A 15,720-nucleotide genomic window follows, 5' to 3' on the forward strand; every position below is an offset into this window, starting at 1 on the left:
GCTGCAACTCGTAGCGCGTGCGTTTGGTTATGGCCAGGCGCCGGCGTCTGGGCGGCGCTCAAGGCCTACCCTGTTGCCACTGCTGCAGCGCCTGCTTCTGACGCAAGGCCGCGCCAAGCGCGTGCAATTGCGCAGACAACTCTGCGATCACCGCGCGGCCTTCGCCTTCACCCGCGACGGGGAGATCGGCCAGCCGACCAAGCGCATCGTCGATGGTCGCGATCGAGACCGCTTGCGCAGCCACCTGGTTCCTTAGCTGCTGCAACGCATTGCGCAATCGGTCGACGTCAGCGCTGAGCGGCACGGGCACGCCCGTGCCTTCTTCCATGGCACGCGCCACTTCGCCCTGGGCTGGCGGGGGAAGCAAGCCAAGCGCTGTGTCCAGGGGCTGGGCGAGCGTCTGCAAGGTGCGTGAAATCGTTCTATCCTGCTCGGCCGCTGCAATGGCGCGCTCGTGATCCAATCGCGTGGCCTGGGTGGTATTTGTGCCGTTCTTGGCTTTCAGCGCATTCCACACCACATCGTTGAAGAACATCTGCGCTCCTTGCTGCAACACCCATGCTGGAGAATTGTCGGCCTCTCCAGGCAAGCTGCCGCCGCCATACCCTCCTCTCAGCGGGGAAGCGATCAATCTGGTGGCACCCAACGAAGCCATGTTGGCCAGCACATTGCCGACCATATGGCGTCCCAGCACATCGCGCAGCGCCGTCGTTGCCGCGTTCGCCGTGCTGAACGCCTGTCTCGCTAAAGCCATCGCTTCCTGACCTGTCTGCAATAGATAGCTGGGAAAATGCACCGCATCGGACCACGTGGCAGGAGGTCGTGTCTTGTCCGGCAATGCAAGAGCGAACAGATTCAAGCGCTGATGCCCACCGAGCAAATCGGGAACCGTCATCTGGCCAGTGCGCCCCATTGCCTTGCCGGTGTCCAGCAACGCCTTGTGCAAAGCGCCTGCACCACCCACCGCCAGCCCGGCCAGGCCAACTTCGGCAACCGCCGTACGGGTGGAGGGGTCCCCTGAGGTGCGCCGCGCGGCGTTAAAGCCGCCGCTGATGGTCGGCCTGAGCAGCATGGTGTCCAGCGCCGTATCGTCCAGCATGGACTGACGCTGAGCGATTCCTGCCCGACGGTCATAGGCCTGTGCCGTGAGCTCGGCACGGGTCGGCGTACCGTTTTCTCCGGGACGCACGAAGCGCTTGTTTCCCTCAGGGGTGACTTCCAATAGGACCGGCGGCGGGTCCGGCACCAGGATTTTGGGATCGATCGCCTGGAAACGCGGCAGATTGGCAACGCGCGCGCGCCTGTCCATCGATGGAATCAACAGCGTGTCGCAGGCATGCGACCCCATTCCCGAGATCACCCCAGCCAGGGTCGCTGTACTCAAGGGTTCGGAAGCGGGCGGGCGGCTGCTCTGGTAGGCAGTGGCTGCAGAAATGCCGAGCGGCGTCCGCAACGCGCCAACGAAAAACGATCTGAGACTTTCATACGCAATGGGCAGCGACGCTTTCCTGCCGACCGCCTTCATATCCCCGGCAACTTCGTAGGCAGCGTCCGGACCGAACGCCTCAATACGCTCCTGCAAGCGGGCATCGGCCCACTGCACGTATTCCGCCTGCAATGCGAGCTGCTCGTCCGACGGCTCCGCAAACGGGCGATCCTTCAGACCTGCACGCAGTTGCGTCTTCAGGCGTTCGCAAGCGGCGACACAACGCTGCGCGTAAGCCCCCTGCGTCGCCGAAGAAGAAGCCGCCTGCTGGTTGCCTGGATGCCGCCCAGCGCGATGCTGGCGCTCTGCGCGCTCAGACGCAGCGCGGGAGGATTCACCCGCTTCCGGACGCCACTGCCTGGTCTTGGCGGGGGATAATTCACCCGACGGCAGCGTTGTGGTCTTGCCTGCACGCGCGCGCAAGCGCGGGCTCGGCTCCGCCAGCCCCTTTAGCACCGTCGAACGCGGCGTCTGCGGCTCTGGCACGAATGGTTCGCTTGCGTGCGCGGCACCGGGATTTGCGGACGATCCACTTGGGATGGACGGTGGAGCGCTGTTCTGGCGTTGGAGCTTCATACGACAGCCTCCCTCGCGCTGCCCGCCTGCGTCACCAGCGCATCCAGCACGACACGTGCGACGACCTGCCCCCGCTCGAGAGTGGCTGCCACGTCTTCGGGCGTCTGCGCGAGCAGCAACGGGCAGATGCACAGCAGGCCCAGGTTGGACATCGTCAGCCGCCACCCGTACTCGGTCAGCAGTTGCTCTTGCAGCGCAAGCAGTGTGACGACCTCGTCGCCCTCGAGTTCGCGTGCGGCCAACGGCAGGATGACTTCCGGAAATCCCGACACGCCATCGTTCCGGGGCTGCGCATGCACGCGACACAGCATGCCCGCAGGCCCGAGAACGGTCTCGCCTTCACGCAGGCGCTGCACCAGTGCATCGGTCAGGCCCAGGCGAATACCAAGACCGGAAAAGAACGAAGCCACCATGGAATCAACATTGATCTGATCGGATGTCATTTGAGGTATCTCACAATGAAAGTGCGAGCTTCATCGCTTGGCTCTGCCTGGGCAGTGTCACTGTCAGCGCCCGGTCACCGCAAAAAAAGCGCGAATCACCGGCGCAACGCACGAAGCGCGAAGCCTCACGCAAATAGTTCGATCCGCACGCTTGCCTGTTTGCTCAAGTCAGCGATCAAGGCTGTGGTGGCCACAGATTTTTCGGCACCTCAGGCCATGCCCGTCACCAATGACCATCGCCTGGCGCGCCGTCCGGCGCGGCAGTCCTGACGCGCAGCACCATTGGCATGCACCCACGACGACCTGCTCGCCCTGGACGCGCATTTTTGGAAGGTTGCTGACGAGACAGAGACCGGCCGACTGCAGAGTGCCAGTGCATTTGAAAAGACTGCCCTCTGTCACGCTCCACATCCATTGCATACCAGGCGCCGCTTCGGAACCTGATTTGGTTCGCGTACGGCGATAGAAAATCTGCTGGACAGACAGCGGGCATACGCGTCTGGTAGTTCAATTTTCGCGCAGTGCATTCACCACTTCGCCTCCACCAATACCGGCAGGCTCAGGATTGCACCAGGAACTTCGCTACGGGAGGGAGGTTCCACGGCATCTGCGATGCAATCCCATGCGATGCGCACCAATCGTCCGGTACGCACGCAATCTATCTGCCGTATACACGTCAGGAGATGTCCCGATGAAGTCATCCGCATCCGTCGATTCGGCCAGCCGCAGTGCGGGGTCGCACTTGCCTGAGATCCAGGAAACAGAGCTCGCCACTGCCTCCACCTCTGCGGCCGTCACACACCAATCCGCGCCGGACCCCGCACTCAGCCCACTTGGGCGTGCGCCCGTCAGGCGCAGTGGCGCAAACACGCTGGGGGCGCTCCTAGCCAGGCCCGAGCAAGACGCCCAGGCCCTCGTCCCGCAACCGGCAACCTCATCGAATGCAACGAAGGCGACGCTGGCACGGCTTCGTCAGCAGTTGGCTTCGGACGATGCACGCGCAATCGCACCGGACTTGGCGGCCGATCTGATCAGCAGGCTCAGGCCGATGAAATCGCCCGGCACCACGGGTGCGCAGGCACGCGCGGCCACGCATGCGGACCTGGTCAGCCGCATCAGCGAACACGATGTGATCGATTGGTACAAGGCGCAGGGGCTGAACGAAAACGACGTAGCCACGCTGCGGCGCACCGCACTGCTTTCCGGCATGCCCAACCCGAGCGGCAGCTTCCTCACCAATGCCATGCAGTACATCGTCTCGCCGTGGATCAACTATGCGACACGCCAACCGTGGGCCGGCGCAGGGTTCGGTCTGGCCACCATGCTGGTCGCCGCACCTGTGAATGCCGGCCAACAATCGGCGGTTGTCAGCCTGTGCGAGTCGATTCGCGAACACGGCGCACACGTCATCGTGCCGGACAAGAAGCAGATCAACGACAAGCACTGGCTCCCCGAACTGGCACACGCCCTCAAGGAAAAGATCGAAACGTTCGCCAAAGCCTGCGACGTGTTTCGCGAGATTCAGAGTGATCCGAATTCCTCAAGTAAGGAACGCGCGGCGGCAGCCGACGTCTTGCTGGCAGCAGAGAAGGAGCTGCACCAGGCCCAGCATGATTTCGTCATGACCCAGGGCGCACACGATCGCCAGTGGCAGGGCAACCGCTGGCAGGCCGTTCCACGCATCTTGCGTTCGCCGGTGGCCAGCACGCTGGGGCTGCTCAGCAAGACAGGCGCGATGCGTGCGCTGTCGCCGACGGCGCAGACGGTTGGCGCGATGTTGATGACGGCTGCGCAACATGTGGCCGCCGGCTTCGACGAGCAAGCCAAGCAGGAAGCCAACAACAAGCTCAACCTCTTGTACGCCGATGTACTGACCGACGCAGGCAAGCAGAAGCTGGCCAGCGGCGCGGCGGTCAGCGCAGAGGACATCAAGGCCGACAAGCTACGCAGCCTGATCCAGTCGCCCACCCAAGCGCTGGTCAAGCGCGTCACCGCCGGGGTCGCCGAGTTGGAGAAGCTGCTGGCGGATGCAGTGACAGCAGAGGGTACGCAGCCAGGCGCAATCACGGCGGACGACCGCGACATCGAGGCCGGCGACGCCAGCAAGGCGATGCAGGAACTGCGCTTGGTGCGCAACGACCTTGAGGCATTGCGCGAAGGCAGGCTCGACGAAATCGACCCGAACGGCACCGCATCCAAGCTGCTTATCGGCGCCGAGAAGTCCGTGCTGTCGCAGCAGCTGTTCAACGATATCGCCAAGAAGTACAACTATCTCGAGTTCACCGCGCAAACCGCACAGCGCATCGGCCAGATGTTCCATCTGATCTTCCTGGGCAGCGCCGCATCGTCGGTAATCAGCAAACTCGTTTCGGCCTCCCAGGGCGGGACCCGCAATGTTCCGCTCCCGCAAAGCCTGGCGGTCTCGGCGATCTCCGGGGGCATGGCCGCCGTTGGCGCCCTGAACCAGCACACCGCCATCACCATCAAGAACAACCGTCGCGAGGGAAGCACCGACATCGGGCTGGGGAAGCAGGTAGGCCGCGGAATCCTGGGCGCCATGCATGAAACGCTCTCCCAGCGACGTGGGACCAAGGCCAGCAAGGCCATCAACACCTTGTTGGAGGGCAATGATGTTGAAGCGCTGCTGGCAACGGCAAGAGCGTTGTCTGTGCAGGAGGCAAGCACCTCTTCCAGCCAGCCACAGGATTTGCCATCGACATCCAGGGCGGCACCACCGCGCCGGGAACATGTTTCGGCCCCGAGTAGCCCGAACCGATCGAGGCTGGAACAGACCAATAACGAGATAACGCGGTCCAAGAGCGCTCGGAACTTGGGGACGGAACTGCACGAGTTCGCCCGCATGGCCGGCAAACACTCCAAGCACCTGGTGTGAGGTGATGATCCGGCATGTTGCAGGGCGTCGCTTCCCTGCAACATGGCCGCCGCACCGGACGCTGCCTTGTCCGTTACCGACGTCGATTGACGCGGGGTGTGCTGCTTCCTCGGCAGCCGCGCCGGCAGGCGGATGCCGAAGCGGACTCAGTGCCGGACCAGCGGCGGCATCAGGCCGAAGATGCACGCCGCTGCATCGTTCGCCTCGGCGGTGAACGAAGCGATATCGCTCCTATCCATGTCGGGTCGCCGCCTGTCTGCCAAGGCATTGGTCACCGGCCATCGCGCGGCTGGCGACTGCTGCCCAAGCGCGCAGACACCACCCGCATGGCTGGCGGATGTGAGCGACATGTGTGCAAGGCGGGCCGCCAGCGGGCGACGCTCACGGCCTGCTCGCTGGGGCATGCGGAGTCTGGGGTCTCCCAACCCACATGGAATGCTTTCATGAAAGCGATCAACGTCATCACCCTGGTGCTTCTCATCGTCGGTGGATTGAACTGGGGGCTGGTCGGCCTGTTCCAGTTCGATCTGGTTGCCGCACTGTTCGGCGGACAGGACGCGCTGCTGTCGCGTGTGATTTACACGCTGGTGGGGCTCTCGGCGCTGTGGCAGCTGGTACCGCTGTTCCGCAACAACCATGGCACTGCCGAGCATCACACCAGCCCGCACGTGCGCAACAATCCGTAACCTCCTGCCCGCGGCAGGTCTTCGCATCTGCGCATGACGCCGGCGCACTGCGTCGGCGTCATGCCATGCGATGCATGCTTTGCGTCTGGGCGCGTGGTCGGCAAGAATCGCAGACACCTCCCTGCTGGCTGCCTTCATGCTCCTGCGCACTGTTGCTTCTGCCTGCCTGCTCGCCCTGCTGTTACCCGTAGCCGCCAACGCGGCTTACCGTAGCCCGCAACAGATTCTCGACAGCTCGCCGGCCAGCGCGTGGCGCGTGCTCGATCCGGACCGCACGCTGTACCTGGAGCTGGATGCCGGACGGGTCATCATCGAGTTGGCGCCGCAATTTGCGCCGGAGCACGTCGCCAACATTCGCACGCTGGCGCATGAGCGCTTCTGGGACGGGCTGAGCATCTATCGCTCGCAGGACAATTTCGTGGTGCAGTTCGGCGACCCCGATGGCGAGACGCCGGCCAAGGCCAAATCGCTTGGCTCGGCCAAGACGCATCTGCCGGCCGAATTCGAACGCGCATCGCAGGGCCTGGATTTCCAGCGCCTGCCCGACAGCGATGGCTGGGCGCCGCAGGTGGGCTTTGTCGACGGCTTCCCGGTCGGCCGCGACACGGCCACCGGCAAGACCTGGCTGGCGCACTGCTACGGCACCCTGGGCGCCGGGCGCAACAACGACGAAGACAGCAGCATCGGCGCCGAACTGTACGTGGTCACCGGGCAATCGCCGCGCCAGTTGGATCGCAACATCACCGTGGTCGGGCGTGTGGTCAAGGGCATGGAATTGCTCAGCGTGACGCCACGCGGCCCCGATCCGATGGGCTTTTACGAAGACCCCGCGCAACGCGCACCGATCCGCGCGATCCGGCTGGCCAGCGAAGTGCCTGCGCCAGAGCGCACGCCACTGCAATTGCTGCGTACCGACAGCCAGACCTTCCGCGATGTGGTCGAGGCACGCCGCAACCGCAAGGACGATTTCTACAAGCGCCCTGCCGGGCACATCGACCTGTGCAATGTGCCGTTGCCGGTGCGTGTGCCGCCGGCTGGTTGAATCGGGAATCGAGAATCGAGAATCGGGAATCGCAAGAGCGAGTCGCGCCCCGTCAGCGGGCGCGCTGGCTGAAGGCGACGCTACCGAGGATCAGCACCGCGGCCACCAGCATGGTACAGGTGAGCGGTTCGCCCAGCAGCGACCATGCCAGCAGCGCGCCGAACACCGGCACCAGATAGGTCACCGTGGACGCACGCGCCGGGCCGATGCGCTGGATCAGGCGGTAGTACATCAAGAACGCCAGCCCGGTGCACACCACACCCAACGCGGTGGCGCAGGCCCACGCCAGCGCCGGCACCGGCGTGGTCGGCCATTTCCACCAGGCCAAGGGCGCCAGCAAGAGCGCGCTGCAACCCAGGGTGGACGCCGCCGACGCAGCAGGCGGCAAATCGCCCATATGGCGCTTCACCAGGTTGTAGCCGATGCCGTACAGCAGCGAGGCAGTCGCACCAGCCAGCGCTGCCGGCCCGACGCTCAAGCCGGCAGATTTGCCGGTGGCCAGCACCAGCACGCCGATAAACCCCACCAGCAAGGCCAGCGCGCGACGCGTGCCGATCCGTTCGCCGAAAAACAGGAAGGCGATCAGCGCGGTAAACAGCACCGTCATCGCATTGCAGATCGCCCCGACTGCCGCCGGTGCATGTTGCGCGCCCCAGGCGAACAGCAGGAACGGCAACGCCGAGTTGAGCACACCGATTGCCGCCAGCATCGGCCAGCGATGCAACGGGAAACGTTCGCGTGCCAGCCACAGGAATGGCAGCAGCACCAACGCACCCAGCGCCAGGCGAATTTCCACCAGCACCACGGTGCCGAACTTGGGCGCGGCCACGCGCATGAACAAAAACGAGCAGCCCCACACCACGCCCAGAAAACCAAGCTCAAGCGGCGTACGCCATTGACGTACCGCAAGCTCGGGCTGCACCGACGATTGGGCGCTCATGGCCGTGCTCCCGAACCGTGCCATGCGGGGATGAAACGGCAGAAGACGGCAGCAGGCAGACTAAGAGACATGGCACGATCGTCGCGAAGGGATGATGCAGCATCGGCTGCCACCAGGGGCGCGACAAGCGCGTAGTATCGGGGCGAGCCACAAATCTCACTCATGCCTCGATGAATCTGCGCCCTACCTTGTTACCTGCGCTGGGCGTGTTCGCCGCTGCCGCCCGCCACCAGAATTTCGCCCACGCCGCCGAAGAACTGCACCTCACCGCCAGCGCGGTCAGCCACCATGTGCGCAAGCTCGAAGCGCTGCTGGGTGCGACCTTGTTCCAGCGGCTACCGCGTGGCGTCAAACTCACCGCCGAAGGCCGCCAGCTGGCCGATGCGGCCACCGCTGCGCTGGCCGAGATCGCGGCGGTAGCCGGCAACCTGCATCCGCGCGAAGACGCCATTCCACTGCGCGTTACCACGTTGCGGTCGCTGTCGTATTGCTGGTTGTTGCCGCGGCTGCCGCGCTTTTGCCGCGCCTATCCGCATATCCGTATGGACCTGCAATCGGATACGGCCTTTTCGCGTTTCGAAGAAGGCGGCCCGGACCTGGGTATTCGTTATGGCCAAGGCGCCTGGCCCGGACTGACCTCGCATCACCTGATGGACGACGAACTGTTCCCGGTGGCCTCACCGTCGTTGCCGGAAGTGGCTGCCCTGCGCACGCCGGCGCAGATCGCGCAATTACCGCTACTGACCGACATGTCGCCGCAGGGGTGGCGCGACTGGTTCCGCGCAGCCCAGGTCCGCGGTACCACCGTGCCGCCGATGCACACCTTCAACGACAGCACCGACGCGATGCGCGCCGCCGTGTATGGCCTGGGCGCGGTGCTGGCGCGCAAGCACATCGCCCAGCCCTACCTGCAGCGTTACGAACTGGTACGCCTGCCCGGCCCCACGCTGAAGGCGCGTTACGCGTACTACATCGTGCACCCCAGCCACCGCGAACTTAGCCCGGCCGCGGCATTGTTCATCGACTGGCTCAAGCGCGAAGCACAGGACGAACGCACCCCGATGCCGGCACTGCCCGCCGAATTGGTGGCGTTGCCGCTGAGCGAAGGCGTACAGGAGCCGCGTGCAAGGCGGCGTTTGCGTAGCGCATCGGCGGCGGAATGAACCAAGCGGCAGGCTGGCATTTGTCGAAAAATTTGGGCTATCCAGGGCGCTTCCCGATGCTGGCACAACGCAACAACGCCGACGACAAACATCTGCGCTTCCGCTCGTCGGTGGCATTGCGCCGGGTCGGCACGCACGAGATCGAGCTGACCATGGCCACCCGGGTGAGCTGCCGCAACGGGTTTGGCCGTGTCTACATGGCCTGTATCCATCATGCGCATCACCACTACGTCATGCCCACGATGCTGCGCGCCGCAGTAGGCCGCGTGATGCAGTCCGACCCCGTTACCAGCCAGGCATGGCCGGCACGGCCCGCGTGATGTGAGCAGCGCGCCATCACCTCGTTTTGTCCTGGCGATGCCTAGGCTTGATGTCCCCAATCCACAGGACACTCCCATGCCTACCCTCCGCATGCGCATCACCGGCACCGACGACGACGCGCGTGCCATTGCCAACCTGCTGCAAAGCATCGACGGCATCGAGCACGTGGAAGAAGTGGACGATCTGATGCCGCACCTGGACGACGAAGATTCCAGCTCGGCAGGCCTGTCGGACGACGAAGGTCCAGGCAGCCACGAGTTCGAAGTGGAAGCCGGCAACGAGGCCACCGCGCAGAAGGTCCGCGACGCGGTGCAAGAGCTGGCACTGCAGCTGGACGTGTTTGTGGAATACGAAGTGGACGAAGGTTGAGCCGGGCTCAGCTCTACCTGTGGCGACAGTGCTGCGTTGCTGGATCGCACGCGACGCCATGACGCGTCCTGCGGCGCTTGGGCATGCCGCTGCGCGCTCAAGCCGCGTGCGATCGAGCGCTGGCAGCGCACGCCGCATGCACTGATCGGTCGGATGACCCCGCAGCTGCACGGCAGTCCCGCGCAGCTGCGGTGCATCAGGACATCCGGCGCCGACGTACGCGCCAGCGCCACGCCTGCAACAACAACCAGCCGGCGATCAGTGCAACCGCAGCCACCGGCAGTAGCGCTGCCACTGCGCGGATGACGAACGCCACGCTGCTGGAAAATACCTCGCCGAACTCGGCAGCGGCTTGTGCGATCTCGCCCCTGCCCTGCTCGCCACCGGTACTGCGGAAATTGAGCGTCAGCAATTGCGTGCGCACCCGGCGCTGCTGCTGCGCGGCCTGCTGTTGGGTCTGCTGCGCCTCGGCTTCGATCTCGGCCAGCCGCTTGGACAAAGCCAGCAGATCGGTCACCGCCAGATCGCGGCGCTGCTGCAATTCCAGCAGGCGCGCATGCTCTTTTTGCAGCCGCGCCTGTGCCAGGCCGGTGTCGGCGATCTGCTGGGCCAGATCTTCGGCCCGCGTGCTACGCGCGGCGACATCGCCATGCTGGCCGGCCAACTGCACCATGGGTTCGATCCCTTCCGGTGCCAGCCGTACGCTGACGCGCCCACTGGGATCGCGCCCGCCTTCCTGCTCGACCGCCAGCAAGGCGCAGTCGCCGAACTGCGCGTCCTGGCAGGCAGTGCGTATCGCGGCGATGCGCTGGCCGATCTGGTCGGCAGGCAGCTCGATGCGCACATCGTGCTCGTAGGCCAGGGCATTGCCCTGCGCGGCAGGCGGTGCCGGCGCCGCAGCCCCGCCGTCGGCCGCCATCTCCGCGTGATGCTTCGCACACCCGCACAGCGCCCATCCCAGCAGCATGGCCGTGGCATACCGCTGCATGGCACGGCTCATCGGCTGGCTCCGTCGATTGCATGCACCTGCAGCCCGGCAAGATCCACTGCCGGCAGGCAACGCACATTGACCGCGACGCCCATTTCGCCGGTCTTGGGGTTGAGGCCCTCACTGAAGGGCGCGATCCCGCACTGCGTGCAATAGTGGTGATCGATGTGCTGCTGATTGAAGCGGTAGCTGCCCACAGCTTCCGGCGCGGCCTGAAGCTGCAGCTGCGTGCGCGCGCCGAACCAGAGCAAACCGCCGCGGCGGCGACACAGCGAACAGTTGCAGTCGTAGACCTCGGTGATGGGCGCTTCGGTCTGCAGATCGAACGCGATGCGTCCGCAATGACAGCTACCGGCATAGTGCATGTGATCCTCCTTGGAACAGGCCACCGTGCGGGTGGCAAGCATGATGTTGCGTGTACGCGCCGCCTGGGTAGCGAGGCGGCGCCCGGGAACCGGAGTGTACGAGCGATCGCGCCCGTAACGTGCAGCCGTCGTGTGCCCCCGGGCGATTGCGCCGCTGCACGGCCGGCAGGATCGGGGCGCTCACCCACACGTGGTGCGCATCTGTCAGGGCACATGGAGGGCGCGCACGATCCGCAGGGTCAGGCGGCACACGCTGGTCCAAGCCTCGGCCGCGCCCGCCTGGCGGTGAGCGCCGTCGATTTATTGGCTGCCCTACACCAATGGCGGATGCGCACGTGGGCGCAGATGCCTATGCTGGCGGTTTGATTCCACCAGGACCCACGATGCGTCAACGCCTGCTTGTCCTCGCCCTGCTCACCGGCCTCAGCGCCTGCCAGCAACAGCCCGAATCACCGCGCGCCGATGCAGCCGCGCCTGCCGCCAACCAGGCACAGACCCCGGATGCGCGCTTTGCCGCATTATCCAAACAGGCCCTGGACACCTGGATGCAGCTGTCGCCGGTGACCGCCACCCAGACCGGCGACCATCGCTTCGATGCGCAAATCGACGACCTGAGCGCCGGCGGCCGTCAGCGCAGCGTGGATGCGGGCAAGAAGCTGCTGGCCACCCTGGATGCAATCGAGGTGGCCAAGCTTTCGCGCGAGAACCAGGTGGATGCGGCCATCCTGCGCAATCAGCTGCAATCGGAGATCTGGAATACCGAGGTGCTGCAAAGCTGGGCCTGGGACCCGCAGGTCTACAACGGGCTGGCCGGCAGCGCGCTGTACAGCCTGATGGCGCGCGAATTCGCGCCGCTGCCCGAGCGCCTGACCGCGGCCACCCAGCGCATGGAAAAGATCCCGAGCATCTTTGCACAGGCACGCGAGAACCTGGACCCGGCGCGCGTGCCGAAGATCCATGCCGAAACGGTGGCCAAGCAGAACAAGGGCATCCTGAGCATCGTCGACAGCTTCATCGCGCCCAACATCAGCCAGCTTGGCCCGATCGAGGCGGCGCGTGCGCAGGCGGCCATCGACAACCTGCGCAAGGCAGTGGCCGAGCAGCAGACCTGGCTGGACACCGTGCTGGTCCCCAATGCCAAGGGCGACTTCCGCATCGGTGCGGAAAAATACGATCAGAAGCTGAAATTCGCGCTGCTGTCGTCGCTGTCGCGTGCCGACATCAAGCAGCGCGCCGAATCCGAGCTCAAGCGCGTGCGCAGCGACATGTACGGGATTGCGCGCACGGTACTCAAGGACAAGCCCGGCGCTCCCCAATTGCCCGAATCGCCCACCGAAGACCAGCAGCAGGCGGCGATCGAAGCGGCGCTGGAACTGGCGTATGCCGACAAGCCGGCGCGCGACAAGGTGGTGGACGCGGCCAAGGCAGCGCTGGCCCAATCCACCGAATTCGTGCGCCAGAAGGACTTGATGACGCTGCCCGATTCGCCGGTGGACATCATCCTGATGCCGGAGTTCCAGCGTGGCGTGGCGGTCGCGTATTGCGATTCGCCCGGCCCGCTCGACAAGAATCTCAAGACGTTCTACGCGGTGTCGCCGATTCCCGACGACTGGAACGACAAGCAGGTCGATTCGTTCCTGCGCGAATACAACACCCGCATGATCCAGCTGCTCAGCATCCATGAGGGCACGCCGGGTCACTACCTGGAAGGCTGGCATTCGGCCAAGTTCCCCTCCACGCTACGCGCGGTGCTGCGCTCGGGCATGTTCGCCGAAGGCTGGGCGGTGTACACCGAGCGCATGATGCAGGAGCAGGGTTACCTGGATAACGACCCGCTGTTCCACCTGGTGCAGCTCAAGTTCTACCTGCGCACCATTGCCAATGCCATTCTCGACCAGGGTGTGCATGTGGACGGATGGGATCGCGACAAGGCGATGCACCTGATGACCCACGACACCTTCCAGCAGGAAAGCGAAGCCTCGGGCAAGTGGGTGCGTGCGCAGCTCTCCTCCGCGCAGCTCCCGACCTACTTCGTCGGCGTGCAGGAACATCTGGACACCCGCAAGGCGGTACAGGACAAGCTCGGCGAGACCTTCAACCTGAAGGCCTATCACGACAAGATGCTGTCCTACGGTGCACCGCCGGTACGCTTCGCCCGCGAGCTGATGCTGGATCAACCGATCGAGTGAGCATTTCCCTTCTCCCCGCGGGAGAAGGTGCCCCGCAGGGGCGGATGAGGGTACGGGCGAAGCCTCGCGTGCCTCATAGAGGACGCATTTTCTTGGTGCGAATTCAATCGACCATGAAGCCTTGTGTCATCCAAAACTAGCAAGTGGCTTCGCCCCGGACCCTCACCCCAACCCCTCTCCCGCCGGGAGAGGGGCTTAGGTCGTTGCCAATGTCTATTGGCCAGTTTCCAACCCGCGTTACCCCAGTCCCGTGTCCTTACACGTAGCTTTCCGTCACGCATCCGCAGCAACAAACCCTCCGGTCTGCCGCGCCCAAAGCCGTGCATACAAGCCGCCATGCGCAATCAATTGCGCATGCGTGCCTGTCTCGACGATCTTGCCGGCATCCATCACCACCAGCCGGTCCATGCGCGCGATGGTCGAAAGGCGGTGAGCGATGGCGATCACCGTCTTGTTGCCCATCAGCGCGTCCAGGCTGTCCTGGATGGCGGCCTCCACTTCCGAATCCAGCGCCGAGGTCGCTTCGTCCAGGATCAGGATCGGCGCGTCCTTCAGCAGCACCCGCGCGATCGCGATGCGCTGGCGCTGACCGCCGGAGAGCTTGACCCCGCGCTCGCCCACATGCGCATCGAAACCGCGGCGGCCTTCGCCATCGATCAGCGTGTCGATGAAACTGTCGGCGCGTGCCTTGCGCACGGCATCGAGAATCTGCGCCTCGCTGGCCTGCGGCCGCCCATACAGCAGGTTATCGCGGATCGAGCGATGCAACAGCGAGGTGTCCTGGGTGACCAGGCCGATCTGCCCGCGCAGGCTTTCCTGCGTCACGGTTGCGATGTCCTGTCCGTCGATCAGGATGCGGCCCTGCTCCAGGTCGTACAGCCGCAGCAACACGTTGACCAGGGTGGATTTGCCGGCACCGGACGGCCCGACCAGGCCGATCTTCTCGCCGGCACGCACCTGCAGATCCAGCCCGGCGATCACCCCACCGCGCTTGCCGTAATGGAAATGGATGTGCTCGAACTGCACCTGCCCCTGCGTTACCTGCAGCGGCACCGCATCGGCTGCATCCTGCACCTGCACCGGTTGCGAGATGGTCTGCATGCCGTCCTGCACGGTGCCGATGTCCTCGAAGATGCCGTTGACCGTCCACATGATCCAGCCGGACATGTTGTGGATACGGATCACCAGACCGGTGGCCAGGGTGATCGCGCCCACGCTGATCTGGCCGCGGCTCCACAACCACAGCGCCAGCGCGCAGGTCCCCACGATCAAAAAGCCGTTGGCCACTGCGATGGCGGTGTCCATGGCGGTGGTCACCCGGGTCTGCCGGCGGTGTTTCACCGCCAGTTCGTCGATGGCATCGCGCACATACGCCTGTTCGCGGCCGGCATGGGCGAACAACTTGAGCGTGGAAATATTGGTATAGCCATCGACGATGCGGCCGGTCGCCTTGGAGCGCGCATCGGAGGCAACCCATGCGCGCGCCTTCATGCGCGGCACGAAAAACGCCATCAGCGCGACGTACACCACCAGCCAGAGCAGCAGCGGCGCCATCAGCCAGGGGTCTGCCTGCGCGAACAGCCACAGGGCACTGCCGGTGTAGACCACGATGTACCACAGCGCATCCACCATCTGCACGGCCGATTCGCGCAGCGAGGTGCCGGTCTGCATCACCCGATTGGCGATGCGCCCGGCAAAATCGTTGTTGAAGAAGCCCAGGCTCTGGCGCACCACGTAGTTGTGCATCAGCCAGCGCGAACGGTTGCTAAGACCCGGCACGATCGCCTGATTGACTAGCAGATTGTGCAGGCCGGTGAAGAACGGCCTTGCCACCAGCGTGATGACCGCCATCCAGATCAGTTCGCCCGCATGCTGCCGGAAGAAGTCCGGCACAGGTTTGCCGGCAAGCATGTCGACGATGCGGCCGAGGAAGTCGAACATCGCCACTTCCACCAGCGCCAGCAGCAGCCCGGCGATCAAGGTGGCCAGCAGGATCGGCCACAACGGCCGCAGATAATGCAGATAAAAGCGCCACACGCTGCGTGGCGGCATCTCCCGCTCGATGGGCGGGAAGATATCGATCAGGGACTCGAACCAGCGGAACATTGCGCAGACTTCGGAAACACCGGGATCTCAGGCTAGCCGATCGGGCGTCAAGCCGCAGTGGCGCTGGTCGGCACGCGGCTCGATCAGCCCATGCACTGCGTCAACGCCGTCGCCAGGAGAACAAGAGACGAGGTTTGCAGCGCCTTCGCCCAT

13 protein-coding genes are annotated in these 15,720 nt (G+C 64.7%); 7 read left to right on the top strand and 6 right to left on the bottom strand.

The genetic code is table 11. From position 1 onward, the window contains the following. Window positions 1–58 precede the first annotated feature (58 nt). Window positions 59–2,062: a type III secretion system effector XopF1 gene (gene xopF1, locus HLH45_RS21875; RefSeq protein WP_008573177.1), complete on the bottom strand. Its 2,004-nt coding sequence runs from the start codon at window positions 2,060–2,062 to the stop codon at window positions 59–61. Further along, window positions 2,059–2,505: an Hpa3 family type III secretion system protein gene (hap3, locus tag HLH45_RS18260; RefSeq protein ID WP_014090580.1), complete on the bottom strand. Its 447-nt coding sequence runs from the start codon at window positions 2,503–2,505 to the stop codon at window positions 2,059–2,061. Before hap3 ends, xopF1 begins: the two co-directional genes overlap by 4 nt. 691 nt (window positions 2,506–3,196) lie before the next feature. Between hap3 and xopN the strand changes: the two genes are divergently transcribed. The 3 genes from xopN (at window position 3,197) to HLH45_RS18275 (ending at window position 7,126) form a co-directional block, all read left to right on the top strand. Next, window positions 3,197–5,398, top strand: coding sequence for a type III secretion system effector XopN (xopN, locus tag HLH45_RS18265; RefSeq protein ID WP_008573180.1), 2,202 nt, complete (start codon window positions 3,197–3,199; stop codon window positions 5,396–5,398). Between the two features lie 443 nt (window positions 5,399–5,841). Next, window positions 5,842–6,084 carry a DUF378 domain-containing protein gene (locus tag HLH45_RS18270; RefSeq protein ID WP_031423421.1) on the top strand — a complete coding sequence of 81 codons (243 nt, stop codon included), beginning with the start codon at window positions 5,842–5,844 and terminating at the stop codon, window positions 6,082–6,084. Between the two features lie 70 nt (window positions 6,085–6,154). Then, window positions 6,155–7,126, top strand: coding sequence for a peptidylprolyl isomerase (locus HLH45_RS18275; protein ID WP_008573185.1), 972 nt, complete (start codon window positions 6,155–6,157; stop codon window positions 7,124–7,126). A gap of 52 nt (window positions 7,127–7,178) precedes the next feature. Here the strand turns inward: HLH45_RS18275 and HLH45_RS18280 are convergent, their stop codons facing one another. Then, on the bottom strand, window positions 7,179–8,066 hold the full coding sequence (locus HLH45_RS18280; protein ID WP_033478707.1) for a DMT family transporter: 888 nt from the start codon (window positions 8,064–8,066) through the stop codon (window positions 7,179–7,181). Window positions 8,067–8,236: 170 nt separating this feature from the next. On the opposite strand from HLH45_RS18280, the gene HLH45_RS18285 reads away from it, so the two are divergent. The 3 genes from HLH45_RS18285 (at window position 8,237) to HLH45_RS18295 (ending at window position 9,919) form a co-directional block, all read left to right on the top strand. Further along, the gene (locus HLH45_RS18285; RefSeq protein WP_011348013.1) at window positions 8,237–9,229 is read left to right on the top strand and encodes a LysR substrate-binding domain-containing protein; all 993 of its coding nucleotides are present in this window, start codon (window positions 8,237–8,239) and stop codon (window positions 9,227–9,229) included. A gap of 56 nt (window positions 9,230–9,285) precedes the next feature. Next, on the top strand, window positions 9,286–9,549 hold the full coding sequence (locus HLH45_RS18290; RefSeq protein WP_029819803.1) for a DUF2867 domain-containing protein: 264 nt from the start codon (window positions 9,286–9,288) through the stop codon (window positions 9,547–9,549). Window positions 9,550–9,625: 76 nt separating this feature from the next. Then, on the top strand, window positions 9,626–9,919 hold the full coding sequence (locus HLH45_RS18295; protein WP_005912915.1) for a hypothetical protein: 294 nt from the start codon (window positions 9,626–9,628) through the stop codon (window positions 9,917–9,919). Between the two features lie 196 nt (window positions 9,920–10,115). On the opposite strand, the gene HLH45_RS18300 is transcribed toward HLH45_RS18295, so the two are convergent. Both HLH45_RS18300 and HLH45_RS18305 read right to left on the bottom strand, forming a co-directional pair. Further along, the gene (locus HLH45_RS18300) at window positions 10,116–10,919 is read right to left on the bottom strand and encodes a DUF4349 domain-containing protein (protein WP_008573188.1); all 804 of its coding nucleotides are present in this window, start codon (window positions 10,917–10,919) and stop codon (window positions 10,116–10,118) included. After that, entirely contained in the window at window positions 10,916–11,314 is a 399-nt protein-coding gene (locus tag HLH45_RS18305; protein WP_031423429.1) for a GFA family protein, read from the bottom strand. Before HLH45_RS18305 ends, HLH45_RS18300 begins: the two co-directional genes overlap by 4 nt. A 341-nt stretch (window positions 11,315–11,655) precedes the next feature. Here HLH45_RS18305 and HLH45_RS18310 point away from each other — a divergent pair, with 341 nt between their 5' ends. Next, complete coding sequence (locus HLH45_RS18310) at window positions 11,656–13,461, top strand: DUF885 domain-containing protein (protein ID WP_033478711.1); 1,806 nt, start codon at window positions 11,656–11,658, stop codon at window positions 13,459–13,461. 273 nt (window positions 13,462–13,734) lie between these two features. On the opposite strand, the gene HLH45_RS18315 is transcribed toward HLH45_RS18310, so the two are convergent. Further along, entirely contained in the window at window positions 13,735–15,567 is a 1,833-nt protein-coding gene (locus HLH45_RS18315) for an ABC transporter ATP-binding protein (protein ID WP_031423433.1), read from the bottom strand. Window positions 15,568–15,720 lie beyond the last annotated feature (153 nt).

The organism is Xanthomonas euvesicatoria, from assembly GCF_013112235.1.
Classification (GTDB): Bacteria; Pseudomonadota; Gammaproteobacteria; order Xanthomonadales; family Xanthomonadaceae; genus Xanthomonas; species Xanthomonas euvesicatoria.